This window comes from Umezawaea sp., from assembly GCF_057122925.1.
Genome location: NZ_DBNGPQ010000010.1, coordinates 15742 through 31894 on the forward strand (window position 1 = coordinate 15742; position 16153 = coordinate 31894).

Annotated in this window: 14 protein-coding genes; 6 read left to right on the top strand and 8 right to left on the bottom strand. The window is 73.6% G+C overall.

Annotation, left to right across the window (positions count from 1 at the left end; genetic code table 11):
- Nucleotides 1-46: 46 nt before the first annotated feature.
- Genes AC156L_RS01275 through AC156L_RS01290 form a run of 4 tightly spaced genes read right to left on the bottom strand, consistent with a single transcriptional unit; the run spans nt 47 to nt 5257 of the window.
- Nucleotides 47-1615 carry an ABC transporter ATP-binding protein gene (locus tag AC156L_RS01275; RefSeq protein WP_330875409.1) on the bottom strand — a complete coding sequence of 523 codons (1569 nt, stop codon included), beginning with the start codon at nt 1613-1615 and terminating at the stop codon, nt 47-49.
- The gene (locus tag AC156L_RS01280) at nt 1612-2496 is read right to left on the bottom strand and encodes an ABC transporter permease (RefSeq protein ID WP_330875408.1); all 885 of its coding nucleotides are present in this window, start codon (nt 2494-2496) and stop codon (nt 1612-1614) included. Before AC156L_RS01280 ends, AC156L_RS01275 begins: the two co-directional genes overlap by 4 nt.
- Nucleotides 2493-3497: an ABC transporter permease gene (locus AC156L_RS01285; protein ID WP_330875407.1), complete on the bottom strand. Its 1005-nt coding sequence runs from the start codon at nt 3495-3497 to the stop codon at nt 2493-2495. Before AC156L_RS01285 ends, AC156L_RS01280 begins: the two co-directional genes overlap by 4 nt.
- Nucleotides 3494-5257: an ABC transporter substrate-binding protein gene (locus tag AC156L_RS01290; RefSeq protein WP_330875406.1), complete on the bottom strand. Its 1764-nt coding sequence runs from the start codon at nt 5255-5257 to the stop codon at nt 3494-3496. The genes AC156L_RS01285 and AC156L_RS01290 overlap by 4 nt, the downstream gene beginning before the upstream one ends.
- A 110-nt stretch (nt 5258-5367) precedes the next feature.
- Here AC156L_RS01290 and AC156L_RS01295 point away from each other — a divergent pair, with 110 nt between their 5' ends.
- Nucleotides 5368-6183, top strand: a complete 816-nt coding sequence (locus AC156L_RS01295; RefSeq protein WP_330875405.1) for a M55 family metallopeptidase — start codon at nt 5368-5370, stop codon at nt 6181-6183.
- Nucleotides 6176-7462 (top strand): M20/M25/M40 family metallo-hydrolase, encoded by a 1287-nt coding sequence (locus AC156L_RS01300; protein WP_330875404.1) that lies wholly within the window; start codon nt 6176-6178, stop codon nt 7460-7462. Before AC156L_RS01295 ends, AC156L_RS01300 begins: the two co-directional genes overlap by 8 nt.
- Here AC156L_RS01300 and AC156L_RS01305 read toward each other — a convergent pair.
- The gene (locus tag AC156L_RS01305) at nt 7454-7648 is read right to left on the bottom strand and encodes a carboxylesterase family protein (protein ID WP_330875403.1); all 195 of its coding nucleotides are present in this window, start codon (nt 7646-7648) and stop codon (nt 7454-7456) included. The two genes, AC156L_RS01300 and AC156L_RS01305, sit on opposite strands and share 9 nt — an antisense overlap.
- A 137-nt stretch (nt 7649-7785) precedes the next feature.
- Here AC156L_RS01305 and AC156L_RS01310 point away from each other — a divergent pair, with 137 nt between their 5' ends.
- Nucleotides 7786-8316: a hypothetical protein gene (locus AC156L_RS01310; RefSeq protein ID WP_330875402.1), complete on the top strand. Its 531-nt coding sequence runs from the start codon at nt 7786-7788 to the stop codon at nt 8314-8316.
- Here the strand turns inward: AC156L_RS01310 and AC156L_RS01315 are convergent.
- Nucleotides 8309-9364, bottom strand: coding sequence for an aldo/keto reductase (locus AC156L_RS01315; RefSeq protein WP_330875401.1), 1056 nt, complete (start codon nt 9362-9364; stop codon nt 8309-8311). The two genes, AC156L_RS01310 and AC156L_RS01315, sit on opposite strands and share 8 nt — an antisense overlap.
- Before the next feature lie 150 nt (nt 9365-9514).
- On the opposite strand from AC156L_RS01315, the gene AC156L_RS01320 reads away from it, so the two are divergent.
- The 3 genes from AC156L_RS01320 (at nt 9515) to AC156L_RS01330 (ending at nt 13013) form a co-directional block, all read left to right on the top strand.
- A complete protein-coding gene (locus tag AC156L_RS01320; protein ID WP_330875400.1) occupies nt 9515-10387 on the top strand; it encodes an AraC family transcriptional regulator in 873 nt (290 codons plus the stop codon).
- A gap of 114 nt (nt 10388-10501) precedes the next feature.
- The gene (locus AC156L_RS01325; RefSeq protein WP_330875399.1) at nt 10502-11446 is read left to right on the top strand and encodes an SDR family NAD(P)-dependent oxidoreductase; all 945 of its coding nucleotides are present in this window, start codon (nt 10502-10504) and stop codon (nt 11444-11446) included.
- Between the two features lie 76 nt (nt 11447-11522).
- Nucleotides 11523-13013, top strand: coding sequence for a BTAD domain-containing putative transcriptional regulator (locus AC156L_RS01330; protein WP_330875398.1), 1491 nt, complete (start codon nt 11523-11525; stop codon nt 13011-13013).
- An 8-nt stretch (nt 13014-13021) separates the two neighbouring features.
- On the opposite strand, the gene AC156L_RS01335 is transcribed toward AC156L_RS01330, so the two are convergent.
- Together AC156L_RS01335 and AC156L_RS01340 are read right to left on the bottom strand one after the other, a co-directional pair.
- The gene (locus tag AC156L_RS01335) at nt 13022-14455 is read right to left on the bottom strand and encodes an aminotransferase class V-fold PLP-dependent enzyme (RefSeq protein ID WP_330875397.1); all 1434 of its coding nucleotides are present in this window, start codon (nt 14453-14455) and stop codon (nt 13022-13024) included.
- Nucleotides 14452-16077, bottom strand: coding sequence for an ABC transporter ATP-binding protein/permease (locus AC156L_RS01340; RefSeq protein WP_484406513.1), 1626 nt, complete (start codon nt 16075-16077; stop codon nt 14452-14454). Before AC156L_RS01340 ends, AC156L_RS01335 begins: the two co-directional genes overlap by 4 nt.
- Between the last annotated feature and the right edge of the window lie 76 nt (nt 16078-16153).

A 16153-nucleotide genomic window follows, 5' to 3' on the forward strand; every position in this document is an offset into this window, starting at 1 on the left:
GGACCAAGATCAGTGTTCACCGCCGGTGACGGTTTCCGCTACGGCCTCACGGGGTGGTGCTCGGCACTGCCGCGAGCAGCCTGCGGGTGTACTCGTGCCGCGGGGTGAGCAGCACCTCCTCCACGGTCCCCTGCTCGACCAGCACGCCCTCGTACATCACCGCGACCCGGTCCGCGATGCTCCACGCCAGCCCCAGGTCGTGGGTGATGATCAACGCGGCCAGGCCGAGGTCGCGGCGCAGCCGGAGCAGCAGCGCCAGGATCTCGCCGCGCACCGACGCGTCGAGCGAGGCCACCGGTTCGTCGGCCACCAGCAGCCGGGGGCCGAGGGCCAGGGCGCCCGCGATCACCACCCGCTGCCGCTGGCCGCCGGACAGCTCGTGCGGCAGCACCGGGAAGAACGACTCGGGCGGGCGCATCTCGGCCTTGGCCAGCGCGTCGGCGACCAGCTCGGCCTCGTCGCCGGGCACCCGGTGGATGCGCAGGCCCTCGGCGACCGACTCGTACACCGTGTGGCGGGGGTTGAGCGCGCTGGTCGGGTCCTGGAGGACCAGCTGCACCTGCCGCCGGTACTCGCGCAGGCCCTTCGCCGACGTGGGCAGCTCGGCGCCCTCGAACAGCACCCGCCCGGCGGTCGGCGCGCGCAGTCCGAGCAGCGTGCGGGCGGTGGTGGTCTTGCCGGAGCCGGACTCGCCGACCAGCGCCACGATCTCGCCGGTGCCGATCTCCAGGTCGACGCCCCGCACCGCCCGCACGACCCCGGCGCGGCCCCGGTAGTCGACCCGCAGGCCCTCGGCGCGCAGCAGCGGCGCGGACTCCCGCACCTCGTCCGGCCGCACCTGCCGGAACGCCGGGTCGCCGACGACGGGGAACGCCGCGGCGAGCGCCTGGGTGTGCGGGTGGGTGGGTGCGGCGATGACCTCCCGCGCCGGACCCTGCTCGACGATGGCGCCGTGCCGCATGACCGCGAGCCGGTCGCACGTGCTGGCGAGCACCGACAGGTCGTGGCTGATCATGACCAGCCCGATGCCCTGCTCGGCGACCAGCCTGCTCAGCACGCCGAGGACCTGGGCCTGCACGATCACGTCCAGCGCCGTCGTCGGCTCGTCGGCGATCACCAGCCTCGGGTCGCAGGCCAGCGCCATCGCGATCATGATCCGCTGCTTCTGCCCGCCGGACAGCTCGTGCGGGTAGGCCCGCGCCTTCGCGGCGGGCAGTTCGACCTGGTCGAGCAGGTCGGCGACGCGGGCCGAGCCGCCGTGCAGCCGGATCGGCTCGGCGATCTGGTCGCCGACCCGCCGCACGGGGTTGAGGGCGTGCATGGCGCCCTGGAACACCACCGACGCCCGCGCCCAGCGCACCGCGCGCAGCCTGCCCCAGGTCATCGTGGTGACGTCCTCGCCGTCGAGCAGGATCTCCCCGTCGACGCGCGCGGACTTCGGCAGCAGCCGCAGCACCGACATGGCCACGGTCGACTTGCCGCACCCCGACTCCCCCGCCAGGCCCAGCGTCTGCCCGGCCTCCAGGGTGAGGTCCACGTCCCGGACGGCCGTGACCTCGCCGCGGTCGGTGCGGTAGCGCACCCCCAGACCGCGCAACTCCAGCAGCGGGCTCACCGGTCTCCCCTCAGCCTCGGGTTCAACACCGTCTCCAGCGCCCGCCCGACGAGCGTGAACGTCAGCACGACCACCACCACGCCCAGGCCGGGCGGCAGCAGGAACCACCACGCCCGCTGCGACACCGCGCCGTGCAGGTTCGCCGCGCGCAGCATCGACCCCCACGACACCGCCGCCGGGTCGCCCAGCCCCAGGAACGACAGGGTCGCCTCGGCGACGATCGCGTTCGCCACGGTCAGGGTCGTGTTCACGAACACCAGCGGCAGCACGGCGGGCAGGACGTGCCGCCCGATCACGTGCGCGTGCCCGCCGCCGAGCACCCTGGCGCGCTCGATGTAGGGCCGGGCCTCCACGCTCAGCGTCTGCGCCCGCACCAGCCGCGCGGTCGACGCCCACGACGTCACGGCGATCGCCAGCACGATCGTCCAGATGCCGCGCGGCAGCACCGAGGACAGCGCGATGGCGAGCACCAGCGACGGGAGGACGAGGAAGAAGCTCGTCACCCACATCAGCCCCGCCGACGGCCACCCGCCGAAGTGCGCGGCCGTGATGCCGACCAGGGTGCCGATCATCACCGACAGCACGGTCGCGGTGAGCCCGACCAGCAGCGAGATGCGGCTGCCCCACCACGTCAGCAGCAGCACGGACCGGCCGGTGTGGTCGGTGCCGAACCAGTACTCGCCGCTGGGCGGCTGCCAGCGCTCCCCGGCGGCCTTCGTCACGTCCAGGGCGGCGGGATCGGTGACCAGGGGCGCGAGCAGCGCCAGCACCACGACGGCGCCGAGCACCACCAGGCCGATCAGGCCGCCGCGGTCGCGGGTGAAGTCCCGCCAGGTCGAGCCGACCGCCGCCCGGCGGCGCTGCCACACGATGCTCGTCACGACGCACGCACCCTCGGGTCGAGGACCTGGTAGAGCAGGTCCGCCAGCACGTTCATCACGATCACCGAGCCCGCGAGGACCACGAACGTGCCCTGGAGCAGCGGCAGGTCCGGTCCGGCGAGGGCCTCGTAGGTCAGCAGGCCGAGACCGGGCCAGGAGAACACCGTCTCCACGGTGATCGCGCCGGTGACGACGAGCCCGATGTGCAGGAACACCAGCGTCACCGTCGGCAGCAGCGCGTTGGGCACGGCGTGGCGGCGGCGCACCTGGTCGTCGCGCAGGCCCTTGGCGCGCGCGGTGGTCAGGTAGTCGGCGTTCATCTCCTCCAGCAGGGAGGAGCGCATCACCAGCTGGTACTGGGCGTAGACGACGGCGATGAGGGTCAGGCACGGCAGCACCATGTGGTGGGCGACGTCCAGCGCCTGCGACCAGAAGTCCGGCGGGGTGTTGGAGAACCGCATCCCGCCGCTGGGGAACAGGTTCCCGGTGGCCATCGACAGCAGCATCCCCAGCCAGAACGCGGGCATCGCCCACCCGACCAGCGCCACGCCCGTGGAGGCCCGGTCGAACGGGCTGTCGCGCCGCCACGCGCCGCGGATGCCCAGCCACAGGCCCAGCGTCACCGCGATCAGCGTGGACGTGCCGACCAGCAGCAGCGTCGGCCAGACCCGTTCGGCGATCAGCTCCGCCACCGTGCGCCGGTAGAACAGCGAGGTGCCCATGTCGCCGTGCAGCAGCCCGCCGACGTACTGGCCGAACTGCTCGACGATCGGCCGGTCGTAGCCGTGCAGGGCGCGCAGCTCGGCGATCTGCGCCTCGTCGACCTGGCGGCCCCTGGTCATCGTGACCGTCGGGTCGCCGGGGATGAGCCGGAACAGGAAGAACCCCAGCACCACCACGCCCGCGAGGCCCGCCAGTGCGCCGCCGAGCTTCCCCGCGACGTGGCGCAGGACGCCGCCGCCCCGTCGCGGGGAGGACTCGGCCAGGGGCGGAGCGGTCACTCCCGGTCCCCGGCGGTCGCGCCGCGACGCCTGGCCAGCAGCCACACGCCGCCGCCCACCAGCAGGACGACCACGACGGCACCCGCGACCAGGAGCCCCTTCGGCCCCGAGGAGCCCGTCGAGGCCGCCACGGGCACCGCGCCGTAGTAGCCCCACACGCCGTTCTGCGCCATGATCACGCCGCCGGGGTCGGGCTGGATCGTGAAGCTCGCGAAGGTGTCGTTGCGGTAGGCCTCCAGGGCGTTGTCGTGGCCGAGGATGATCGCCGGGACCTCGTCGTAGAACCGCTGCTGCATCCGCTTGACCAGCTCGGACCGCTTGGCCGGGTCGAGTTCGGCGCCCTGCTGCCGGTACAGCTCGTCGTAGGTGGCGTCGCAGAAGAACGAGTCTGTCGTGCCGGTCGCGGTCGGCGAGGCGGGCCGGGCGTCGCAGGTGTGCAGCGACAGGATGAAGTCCGGGTCCGGGTTGGTGCCCCACCCGCTGAAGATCAGGTCGAACTTGCCCGCGACGCCGTACTCGTCGAGCAGCGTGTCCGCCACGAGCTGCACGTCGACCGCGATGCCGACGTCGGCGAGCGACCCCTTGACGTACTCGCCGGCCTGCTCGTCGTAGGCGCGGCTGGTGTGGCCGATCAGCCGGAAGCGCAGCGGGGTGCCGTCGGGGCCGACCCTGGTGCCGTCGGCGCCCCTCGGGTAGCCCGCCTGGTCGAGTTCGGTGTTCGCCGCCGCCGGGTCGAACGGCCGCACGGTCTCCGGTGTGAGGTGGAAGTCCGGGAACACCGGCGGGATCGGCCCGGTGCCGCGCTCGGCGTAGCCGCCGTTGACCCGCGCGATGATCGCGTCCTGGTCGATGGCCTTCGCCACCGCCCGGCGCACCCTCACGTCCTTGAGGGCCGGGTGCCCGTCGCCGATCGGCTCACCGGTCCTGGTGGCGGCGCCGGAGTTGAGCACCAGCTCGTTGAAGCGCCTCCCCTGGGCCTTGTTGAGGGTGATGCCCGACTTGCCCTTCAGCGAGTCGAACTGCGCCGGGCCCATCCGGTTGACCAGGTCCAGCTCGCCCCTGTCCAGCGCCTGCACGGCGGCGTCGACGGTCTTGTAGTAGACGAAGTGCAGCTCGTCGTACTTCGGCGCGCCCCGCCAGTAGTTCTTGTTGGCCTTGAGCTTGATGAACTCGTTCGCCCGGTACTCCGAGAGGACGAACGGGCCGCTGCCCACGACCGGCGGGGTGTCGTTCTTGTAGTCGGCGATCTTCCCGACGCCCTTCCAGACGTGCTCGGGCACGATCGGCACGTCCAGCGCCAGCATGCTCGCCTGCGGCGCCCTGGTCTTGATCACGACCGTGCGGTCGTCCGGCGCCGTCACCGACTCGAAGCCCGCCACGAAGCTGCCGTTGGCGGTGGCGGCCTCCTTGTCGGTCATCATGAGGTTGTAGGTGAAGGCGACGTCCCCGGCCGTGATCGGCTGGTCGTCGGACCACTTCTTGCCGTCCGGGACGGTGAACGTCCAGGTGAGGTTGTCGGCCGACTTCTCCCACGACTTCGCCAGGGCCTCGACCGGCCGCTGGTCCTTCGCGTCGTAGGCCGTCAGGTAGTCGTACATCAGCCGCCCGACCTCGGTGCTCGCCTGGTAGGTGGCGAGGAACGGGTTGAGCGAGTCGACCTGCTGGACGATGGCCACCCTCAGGGTGACCGGTTGTTGTGCCTGTGCCGACGGGGCGAGCGACGACGCCGCCAACCCCACCGCCCCCACGATCGAGGCCACACGCCTGATGGTTCCCACTGGCCCTACCTCTCCCCAGAGTGCTGCCGCGCGAAAGTAACCATTTACTCCATCAACTCGACAAAGACCACCCAAGCCCTACGCTGACGACCATGCGGATCATGATCTCGGCGGACATGGAGGGCGCGACCGGCGTCACCTGCCCCGCCGACGTCGAGCCCGGCACCGAGCAGTGGCAGCGCTTCCGCCGCCTGTTCACCGGCGACGTCAACGCCACCGTCGCCGGGCTCGGCACCGAAGTCCTCGTCAACGAGGCCCACAACAGCCAGCGCAACCTCCTGCTGGAACACCTCGACCCGCGCGCCCGGATGCTCACCGGACGGCACAAGCCGCTCTCGATGATGCAGGGGATCGACAGCGGTGTGGAGGGGGTCGTGTTCCTCGGTTACCACACCGGCGCGGGCGAGGACGGCGTGCTCGCCCACACCTACCTGGAGAACTCGATCACCCAGGTCCGCCTCGACGGCGTGCCCGCGAGCGAGGGCAGGCTCAACGCCGCGGTGGCCGCGGAACACGGTGTTCCGGTGCTCCTGGTGTCCGGTGACGACAAGACCTGCGAGGACGCCGCCGACTACGCGCCGGGGGCGGAACTCGTGCCGGTCAAGGAGTGCGTCAGCCGCTACGCCGCGATCTGCGACCCGCCCGAGGTCACCGCCGCGCGCCTCACCGCCGCCGCGGGGCGCGCCGTCCGCCGCGCGGGCCTGGTGACCCCGGTGACCGGCGAGCACTGGGTCGAGGTCGACTTCGACGCCACGCACCTCGCGCACGCCGCCGCCGTCATCCCCACCGTGGAGCTGATCGGCACCCGCACGGTCGGGTTCGACGCGGCCACCATGACCGACGCCATGAAGGCGTTCAAGATCGTCACCGCCGTCGCGGCGGGAGCCGTGGAGGACGTGTATGGCTGAGGACGTCGTCGACCTGTGCGCGTCGCTGATCAGGATCGACACCACCAACCGGGGCGGCGGGGACGCCGAGGGCGAGCGCGAGGCGGCCGAGTTCGTCGCCGCGCACCTGTCCGCGCTGGGCGTCGAGCCGACGGTGTACGAACCGGCGCCGCGCCGCACCAACGTGGTGGCGCGCGTGCCGGGTGGCGACCCGGCGCTGCCCGCGCTGCTGGTGCAGGCGCACCTGGACGTGGTGCCCGCCGACCCGGCCGAGTGGACCGTGCCGCCGTTCTCCGGCGAGCTGCGCGACGGCTACCTGTGGGGCCGGGGCGCGGTGGACATGAAGGACATGGTCGCGATGGTCCTGTCCGTGCTGTCGACCTGGTCGCGCGAGGGCCGGGGTCCGCGCCGCGACCTCGTGCTGGCGTTCGTCGCAGACGAGGAGGACCAGGGCGAACTCGGGGCGCAGTGGCTCGTCGACCGCCAGCCGCACCTGTTCGCCGACTGCGCCGCCGCCATCAGCGAGTCCGGCGGCTACTCCTACCGGGTCGGCGACAAGCGCGTGTACCCCATCGGCACCGCGGAGCGCGGCAGCTCGCACCTCAGGCTCACCGCCCGCGGTCGCGCGGGCCACGGCTCGCGGCGCAACGACGACAACGCCGTGGTCACGCTGGCCAACGCCCTCGCGCGGCTGGCCGCCCACCGCCACCCCGTCCGGCTCACGCCGACCGTGGAGGCGTTCCTCGTCCGCACCGGCGAGGCGCTGGGCGTCGAGGTGGACCTGGACGACGTCGACGCCACGCTCGCCCGGCTCGGCCCGGCGGGCGCGCTGGCCGAGTCGACGGTCCGCAACAGCACCACGCCGACCATGCTGTCGGCCGGGTACAAGGTCAACGTCATCCCCGGCACCGCGACCGCGCACGTCGACGTCCGGACCCTGCCCGGCACCGTGGACGAGCTGATGAGCACCGTCGACAGCCTCATCGGCCCGGACGTGACCCGCGAGTTCGTGGAGCACCTGCCGCCCGTGCAGGCGCCGATCGACTCGCCGTGGTTCACCGCGATGGCCGACGCCCTGCGCGCCGAGGACCCCGAGGCCGTCGTCGTCCCGTACTGCCTGGGCGGCGGCACCGACGCCAAGGCGTTCAGCGCGCTGGGCATCGACTGCTACGGCTTCGCCCCGCTGCTGCTGCCCGAGGGCTACGACTACCGGGCGATGGCGCACGGCGTGGACGAGCGCGTGCCCGTGGAGGGGCTGCGGTTCGGCGCGCGGGTGCTGGACCACCTGCTGTCACGCTAGCTCCGCCCCGCCGTCGAAGCCGGGGTGGCCGGTGGTGGCGAACCGGGTCCACACGGTCACCGGTTGAGACGCGGCGAAGCGGTGTAGGCCGAACGGTGGGTCCGCGAACGGGATCCCGAGGTGCGCGACGACCTCCGGGCCCGCTCGGAAGCCCCTGACCCGGCCGGTGCTGATCGTGACGTCCACCGTGGTCACCGTGCCCGAAAACGGTACTCAGCGCGTCCGGATTGTGCCCGTTTCAGCTCACTATCCGCACATGGTGAACTGATCGTCACCTGCTGTAACACCTTCCCATCCGCTGAAAGGTGCCTATAGTTGTCACGATGGGTCACATTTCGGAAGTCATCGACCGGCTGCGCCAGGCCGCCTCCGACGGCCGGATCGATCTCGTCGTGACCGAGCGGGCTCCGGGGGCCCCGGCGCCCGCGGGACCGCCCGGCTACACCGCCCTGCTGACCGAGGTGGGCCGCGTGTCGTGCCACCGCGAGTTCGCGGGGGTGACGCTCCGGTTCGCCGTGGTGGACGAGAAGGGCGCCACCGCCCTCAACGGCGAACTGGTCCACCCGCTGCGCGACGGCGTGTCCACGGCCCACCTGGTCGCCTTCGCCGAGGCCGGTGACGACGCGGCCTGGTGCTTCGACATCACCGACGAGACCTACCCCGTGTACTACGTGCACCGCGACGAGCCCAGGGCCAGGCTGGCCGACACCGGCGAGTGGGAGAACCCGGCCGACGCGCCGCCGGACTTCCCGTCGTTCGACGCCTGGCTGGACGCCATGGCCGACGCGTTCACCGCCGACCCGCCGCCGCGCTGGTTCCCCTACCTCGGCCAGCCCGGCCTGGCGTTCACCTGATCGAGGCCGACCGCCGCCGCAGGGAGGGGTCGACCAGCGCGGGCGGCCACCAGCCGACGTCCTCCGGGTTGACGTCGGTCCCCGGCGGCACGATCCGGTCGATCCGGTCCAGCACGGCGGGCTCCAGCCGCACGTCGGGTGCCGACAGCTGCGCCTCCAGCTGCTCCATCGTGCGCGGGCCGATGATCGCGGCGCTCACGGCGGGGTGTTCGAGCACGAACGCGAGCGCCATCTCCACCATCGTCAGACCCGCGTCGGCGGCGACCCCGGCCAGCTCGGTGACGATCTCCAGCTTGCGCTGGTTGACCGGCACCGCGAGGTCGAAGCGGCCACCGGCTCCCGGCCGCCCGGGCAGCCGCCGGTCGCGCTCGCTGGTGTTGGCCCTGCCCGCCCCGAACCCGCCGGACAGCCAGCCGCCCGCCAGCGGGCTCCACGGGATCACGCCCATGCCGTAGGACCGCGCCGTCGGGAGCACGTGGGCCTCCGCGCCGCGCACCAGCATCGAGTAGGGCGGCTGCTCGGTCCGGAACCGCTCCCGCCCGCGCCGCTGGGCCACCCACTGGGCCTCGACGATCTGCTCGGCGGGGAAGGTCGAGCTGCCGAAGGCCCGGATCTTGCCCGCGTGGACCAGGTCGCCGAGCACGCCGAGGGTCTCGTCGACGTCGGTCGTCCCGTCCGGTCGGTGCACCTGGTAGAGGTCGAGGTAGTCGGTCCCCAGCCTGCGCAGGCTGGCCTCGCACGCGGCCGTGATCCAGCGCCGCGACGCCCCGCGCGCGTTGGGGTCGGCGCTCATCGGCGAGCCGACCTTGGTGGCCAGCACGACGCTCGACCGGTCCACGGCCGCGAGGGCCTTGCCCACGATGACCTCGGACTCGCCCGCCGAGTAGACGTCGGCGGTGTCGATGAAGTTGATCCCGGCGTCCAGCGCCCGGTGGACGATGGCGACCGACTCGTCGTGGTCGCCGTTGCCCCAGGCCCCGAACATCATGGTGCCGAGGCACAGCGGGCTGACCCTGATCCCGGTCGTGCCGAGGGTGTGCGTGTCCATGCCGTCTTCCCCGTGTTCCGTTGGCGGACCTCCACCAGACCACGGGCGCGGCGCGGGCCGTGACGCCGATGCGGGCGCGGTCGTGCCCGATCCGGTCGACCTCGACCGGATCGCGCGGCACCGCCGCACCCGGCGTGCTTGGCTCGGGCCGTGGACCTCCTGGACGAACTGCGCACCCTGGTGCCCGCGCGCACCCGCGCCGAGGGGCGGCGGAAGGTGCGCGTGCTCGACGGCGTCTCGCTGACCGCGGTCGACGAGCCGACCCCGCCGGTCAGCGCGATGTCGGAGCCCTCGTTCGCCGTCGTCGCCCAGGGCGTGAAGCGCACGACGCTGAACGGCACGCCGCACGACTACCGCGCGGGCCAGTACCTCGTGGTCACGGTCGACCTCCCGGTGACCGGCCAGGCGGTCGAGGCCAGCCCGGACGCGCCGCTGGTGGTCTTCAGCATGACGCTGACGCCGCGGGCCATCGCGCCGCTGCTGCTGGAGACCGCGGCGGCCCCGCGCAGGCCGGGGTTCACCGGCCTCGCCACGAGCACCGCGCCGCCGGAGCTGCTCGACCCGATCGTGCGGCTGCTGCGCCTGCTCGACCACCCGGACGACCTCCGCGTGCTCGCGCCCGGCATCCGGCGGGAGATCCTGTGGCGCCTGGTGACCGGTGAGCAGGGCGCGCTCGTCCGCCAGATCGGCATCGCCGACGGCAACCTCGCCCACGTCTCCCGCGCGATCCGGTGGATCCGCCGCCACTACGACCAGCCGGTGCACGTCCCCGACCTCGCGCGCACGGCGGGCATGAGCGTGTCCACCTTCCAGCGCCACTTCCGCGCGGCGACGACGATGACCCCGATCGAGTTCCGCAGGCAGATCCGCCTCCAGGAGGCGCGCGTCCTGCTCAGGGCCCGCGCGGCCACCGTCGCCGAGGTGGCGTACCTGGTGGGCTACGAGAGCCCGTCGCAGTTCAACCGCGAGTACCGGAGGACCTTCGGCGCGTCCCCCGGCCGGGACGCCGCCGTTCCCGACTGAGGCGCGTTCGTCCCCGTGTCCCCGAGGTGGCTAACCGGAGTTCGTTCCGGTTATGGTGGAACTAAGCGGAACAAGCTCCGGTTAACTTCGCCAGAATTCGGAACGAGGACCACGGTGACCACTCCCACCCGCATCACCACACCCTTCACCCGCGAGAGCACCGCGGCGGACGTCGTCGGCGGGACCGACCTGACCGGCAGGCGGATCGTCGTCACCGGTGCCGCCTCCGGCATCGGCGTCGAGACCGCCCGCGCCCTGGCCGAGGCCGGCGCCGAGGTGACCCTGGCCGTCCGCGACGTCGACGCGGGCCACCGCACGGTCGCCGACATCACCGCGACCACGGGCACCGCCGCGCTGTCCGTCGCCAGGCTCGACCTGTCCGACCTGGGCTCGGTCGCCGCGTTCACCGACGCCTGGACCGGCCCGCTGCACGTGCTGGTGAACAACGCCGGGGTGATGGCGACGCCCGAGACCCGCACCCGGCGGGGCTGGGAGCTCCAGTTCGCCACCAACCACCTCGGCCACTTCGCCCTCGCGCTGGGCCTGCACGACGCCCTCGCGCTGGCCGACGACGCCCGTGTCGTCTCCGTCAGCTCCAGCTCCCACCTCCGGTCGCCGGTCGTGCTCGACGACCTGCACTTCCGCGAGCGCCCGTACGACCCGTGGCAGGCCTACGGCCAGTCCAAGACCGCCAACGTGCTGTTCGCGGTGGAGGGCACCCGCCGCTGGGCAGCCGACGGGATCACCGTCAACGCCCTCATGCCGGGCGCCATCCGGACCGGCCTCCAGCGCCACCAGACCAAGGAGCAGATGGACGCCCTGCTCGCCGCCGCGAGCGGCGCGGGCGTCCAGTGGAAGACGCCGGAGCAGGGCGCGTCGACGTCCGTGCTGCTGGCGACGTCCCCGCTGCTCACGGGCATCGGCGGGCGCTGCTTCGAGGACAACGCCGAGGCGCTGCCCCACACCCCGCCGGCCCGCTCCGGTGTGGCCGCCTACGCGCTGGACCCCGACGTCGCCGCGACGCTGTGGGAGGTCTCGACCGACCTGGTCGCCCGCTAGCCGGAGCAGGACCGCGCCGCGGGGAATCCGCCGGATGCGCGTTGAACCTCCCGCCCCGGATCGGTATCCAGGAAGGGTGGAGGGGGACGACGACGGAACCCGGCGGCCGGATGTCGTGGTGGGGGTGCTGGGCGGTCTGGAGGTCCGGCGCGGCGACGAGCTGGTCCCGGTGGGGCACGCCCGCCAGCGGTCCGTGCTGGCGGCGCTCGCCGCGGACGCCAACCGGGTGGTGCCGGTCGACGGCCTGCTGGACCGCGTGTGGGGCGAGCGGCCACCGAGCAGGGCGCGCTCGGCGCTGCGCACCTACCTGTCCCACCTGCGCCGGGCGCTCGCACCGGTCGGGATCACGATCACCCGCCAGGGCGTCGGCTACCTGCTGGCCACCGAACCCGAGACCGTGGACGCGCACCGCTTCCACCGGCTGCTGGCCGCGGCCCGCGCGCGGCAGGACCCCCAGCTCGCCCTGGACCTGGTGCAGGACGCGCTGGCGCTGTGGCGCGGGGAGCCGCTGGCCGAGCTGGACACCCCGTGGGCGCTCCGGGTGCGGGAGCGGTGGCGGCAGGAGCGCGCCGCCGCCGAGGCCGACCGGATCGACTGGCGGATGGCGTGCGGCCTGCACGGGGAACTGCTCCCGGAACTGGCCGCCCGCGCCAACGCCCACCCGTTCGACGAGCGCGCCGCGGGCCAGCACATGCTCGCCCTCTACCGCAGCGGTCGCCAGGCCGAGGCCCTGGAGCAGTACCGGCGGACGCGCCACCGCCTGGCCGACGCGCTCGGCACCGACCCCGCCCCGCCGCTGCGGGAGGTGCACCAGCGCATCCTCACCGCCGACCCGACGCTGATCGGCCCCCTGCCGAGCCCCGCCGTGCCCCGGCAGGACCCTCCCACGCCGATCGGGGGTGCCGGGCCGCCCGTCCGGGACGGCGCCGGTCCCCCACCGGCCGCGGGCGGCCGTCTGCGCCGCGGGACGGGCGCCGTGCTGCTGGTCTGCTCCCTGCTCGCCGCGGTGACGGCCGCCGACGCCGGCCTGTCGTCGGCGCCCCCGCCCGATCCGTGTCCGGCCGCGGTGCGGACGGGCGACGTGGGCGCGTGCGTGGAGGAGGTGCAGTCGCTGCTGGTGCGGGCCGGGCTGGCGATGCCCGTGGACGGTGTCTACGGGCCGTTCACCAAGATGCGGGTGGCCGTCTTCCAGCTCCACGCGGGCATGGCGGGCACCGGCGTCGTGGACGGGGACACGCTGCGCGCCCTCCGCGCGGGTACCACCCGGATCGACGTCTGGCCTGCCGAGCGGGTGGAGCGCAGGCTGCGCGAGGTCTTCCCGGAGGAACCCGACCGCGTGGTCGACCTGGTGCGGTGCCTGTCCCACCTCGACCCGGTCTGGATGATCAGGTACGCCGACGGGACGAGGACGTGGGGGCTGTTCCAGCTCACGGACCGGGAGGTCGTCTTCGAGCAGCGGGGCGGCTACCTCGCCGCGCTGGACCCGGAGTGGAACGTCCTGGCCGCCCGCGCGATCCGCGACCGCACCGGCGGCCTCGACCGGTGGACGTGCCCGCCCGCGGGCTGAGTCCCGCGTCAGCACTGCTCGCGCGGCGCCAACCCGGAGACGTCCGGGACGCGGTCGCGGTACGCGGCCTCGGCGAACGCGACGAACCGCTCCACGTCCCCCACCGTGGACGCCACCCCGAACGACACCCGCACGGCGCCCGCGGTCGGCAGTCCGACCAGCCGCAGGTACTCGTCCAGCGTGCGCACCCGCGCCCCGCGCAGGCCCCGCAGCGCCCGCTCGTCCACCCCGAACGCGTTCTCCCCGGCTCCGGGGTTGCAGAAGCAGCCCGTGCGCAGCGAGATCCCGTGCCGCGCGGACTCGGCGGCCACCAGCCGCTCGTCGACCACGTCGCCGTCGGGGGTGAGGAAGTTGAACGTGACCGTGCCGCCGCGGGCAGGCGTCGTGAGCGGCCCGTACACCCGGACCAGCGGCTCGCCGTTGGTGTGCCGCAACGCCGTGAGCCGCTCCAGGGTCCAGCCGGTCAGTGCCCGGACCCGCCGCTCGACGGTGTCCACCCCGATCCCGGCCAGCCACTCCAGCCCCACCCGCACGTCCGGGATGGCCAGGAAGTTGACCGTCCCGTCCTCGAACGCGGCCTCCGCCGCCGCCATCACGTGCCACCGCGCCCGGACGCTGACGGCCTTGATCGTGCCGCCCGAGAACCAGGGCCTGCGCAGCCGCGCCAGCGCGTCGCGGCGCGCGACCAGGCTGCCGACGCCCGTGGGGTAGCCGAACAGCTTGTACCAGCTCACCAGCACGAAGTCCGGCCGCACGACGCTCAGGTCCAGCCGGTTGGTCGGCAGGAACGCCGCGCAGTCCAGCAGCACGTCGTACCCGCGCGCCCGTGCCAGGTCGACCCACTCCAGCGGGTGCCGCACGCCGGTGAAGTTGCTCTGGGCCGGGTACGCGAACAGGCCCCTCCCCCGGCGCAGCGCCCCGGTCACCGCCGCCGTCGACGCCCGCAGGTCCGGTGGCTCCATCGGCACGTACGTCGTCCGCGCGCGACCGGCCCGCGCGAACTCGCGGATGCCGTTGACGGAGTTGTGGTTGTCGAACGTGAGCACGAACCGGGTGCCGCGCCGGAACGGGTACGCCTCGCCGACCAGCCGGGCCGCCGCGGTGGCGTTGGCCGTGAAGACCACCGCGTACTCGTCCGGGTCCGCGTGGAGGTACCGCAGCACCTCCCGCCGCGCGCCCTCCACCAGTGCGGTGGACGCGGCGGACGTCGGGTTCACGGAGTGCGGGTTGCCGAAGACCCCGCTGTCGAGCCGCTCCCGGTGGGCCCGGTACTGCGCTCGCGCGGCCAGCCCGGCACCGGTGTAGTCCAGGTAGGTGTGGCCGTGCTCGTCGAGGTAGGAGTACTCGGTGGCGCGCAGCCGGTCCAGGACGCGGGTCCGCGCGTAGTCCGGGTGGCGCCGCAGGAACTCGGCGGGCTCGACCCCGGTCCGCGCGGTGCTCATCGCCGCACCCCCACCTTGCGCCGCAGCACCGCGACCGCGCCCACGGCGAACGCGACCGCGAAGGCGGCCAGGACCACCCAGTTCCGCCCCGGCGGGCCGTCGAAGGAGTCCCCGTAGGACGCCAGCAGGGGCGGCCCGAGCGGCGAACCGCCGTGCGCCCACAGCTCCGGGAGTCCCGCGATGGCGCCCAGCGCCTCGAACGCCCACCGGTTGGTCATCGCGGCGCTCAGCCACCGGCCGACGTCGGCCATGACCGGGACCGGCAGGAACGCGCCGACGAACAGCACCTGCGGGAAGCTCAGCACCGGCACCATCAGCGCCGCCTGCGACGGGGTGTCCACGGCGGCGGCGCACAGCAGCCCGAGGGTCAGCGCGCACAGCGAGGTCAGCGCGAGGGTCAGGAACAGCGCGCCCGCGTCCGCGTTCGACGGCAGGCGGTCGGTCACGCGCAGCAGCACCAGCAGCAGCGCGTCGACCGCGCACAGCGGCGGGAGCAGCGCGGTGATCTTCGACAGCACGTACGGCACCAGCCGCAGCCCGGCCCGCCGTTCGGCGCGCAGGATCGGGAACTCGTCGCAGATCTGCGACAGCCCGTAGGTGAGGCCGAAGAAGAAGCCGCCGAACGCGATCCAGAACAGGATCATCACCGTCGTGCTCGGGCTCGGGTTCGCGGCGTCGAACGCCCGGGGGCGGAACAGCATCAGGAACATCACCGCGATCACCACCGGCGAGCCGACGAGGATCGCCGCCGTCAACCGGTTGCGCACCAGCAGTTCCACGGTGCGCTGGGTCAGCAGCCACCACTGGCGGACCGCGCCGGAACCGCCCGCCTGCCGCCGGGGGTCGGCCACCGGGACGGCGGCGCCGGTGGCCTCCCACACCAGGTCCTCGTCGGACAGCCGGTCGTAGATCTCCTCCACCGACGTCGCCGAGAAGTGCTCCAGCGCCCGTGCCGGCGGGCCGGTGAACGCGAGCCTGCCGCCGGGGGCGACCGCGATCAGGTGCTCGCACCACGCCGTGTCCGCCGGGTTGTGCGTGGTGAAGACGACCGTGCTGCCGCGAGCGGCGATGGCCTTGAGGTGCCGCACCAGTTCCCGGCCGGTCGCGGGGTCGAGGCCGCTGGTCGGCTCGTCCAGGAACAGCACCGGCGGCCGGCCGACGAGTTCCACCGCGATGCTGGCGCGCTTGCGCTCGCCGCCGCTGAGACCGCCGACCGGCCGGGTCGCGCGGTGCGCGAGGCCGAGCACGGCCAGCACGTCGGTGACGGCCCGGTCGACCTCGGCCGCGTCGAGCCGCCGGGCCGAGCGCAGGCGGGTGGCGCAGGCGAGGGTGCGGTCCAGCGGGAGCCTCGGGTGGACGAGGTCGTCCTGCGGCACGAACCCGATGCCCGGCGACGTCCCGGCGGGGTCCGCGCACTCGTGCCGGACCTGCCCCGCGCTCGGCACCCTGATCCCCGCCAGGATCTCCAGCAGCGTCGTCTTGCCCGCGCCGCTGGGTCCGATGATCGCCACCGGCTGACCGGCCCCGATGTCCACCGAGGTCGGTCGCAGGACGGTTCCGCCCTTCCTGGCGACCCACGACGCGTCCGTCGACCTGATCCGCAGTCCGGTGACCACTCGCACCTTCCCACTGGTAGAAGTCCTACGACCTCCATGGTGAGCACGAGTCGACCGAACGCCCGCCAGCGGCGACGACAAT

Coding starts and splice junctions, on each gene's coding strand:
- AC156L_RS01295 (WP_330875405.1), top strand. CDS start 5,368: ATGCGGATCATGATCTCGGCGGACATGGAGGGCGCGACCGGCGTCACC.
- AC156L_RS01300 (WP_330875404.1), top strand. CDS start 6,176: ATGGCTGAGGACGTCGTCGACCTGTGCGCGTCGCTGATCAGGATCGAC.
- AC156L_RS01310 (WP_330875402.1), top strand. CDS start 7,786: ATGGGTCACATTTCGGAAGTCATCGACCGGCTGCGCCAGGCCGCCTCC.
- AC156L_RS01315 (WP_330875401.1), bottom strand. CDS start 9,364: ATGGACACGCACACCCTCGGCACGACCGGGATCAGGGTCAGCCCGCTG.
- AC156L_RS01335 (WP_330875397.1), bottom strand. CDS start 14,455: ATGAGCACCGCGCGGACCGGGGTCGAGCCCGCCGAGTTCCTGCGGCGC.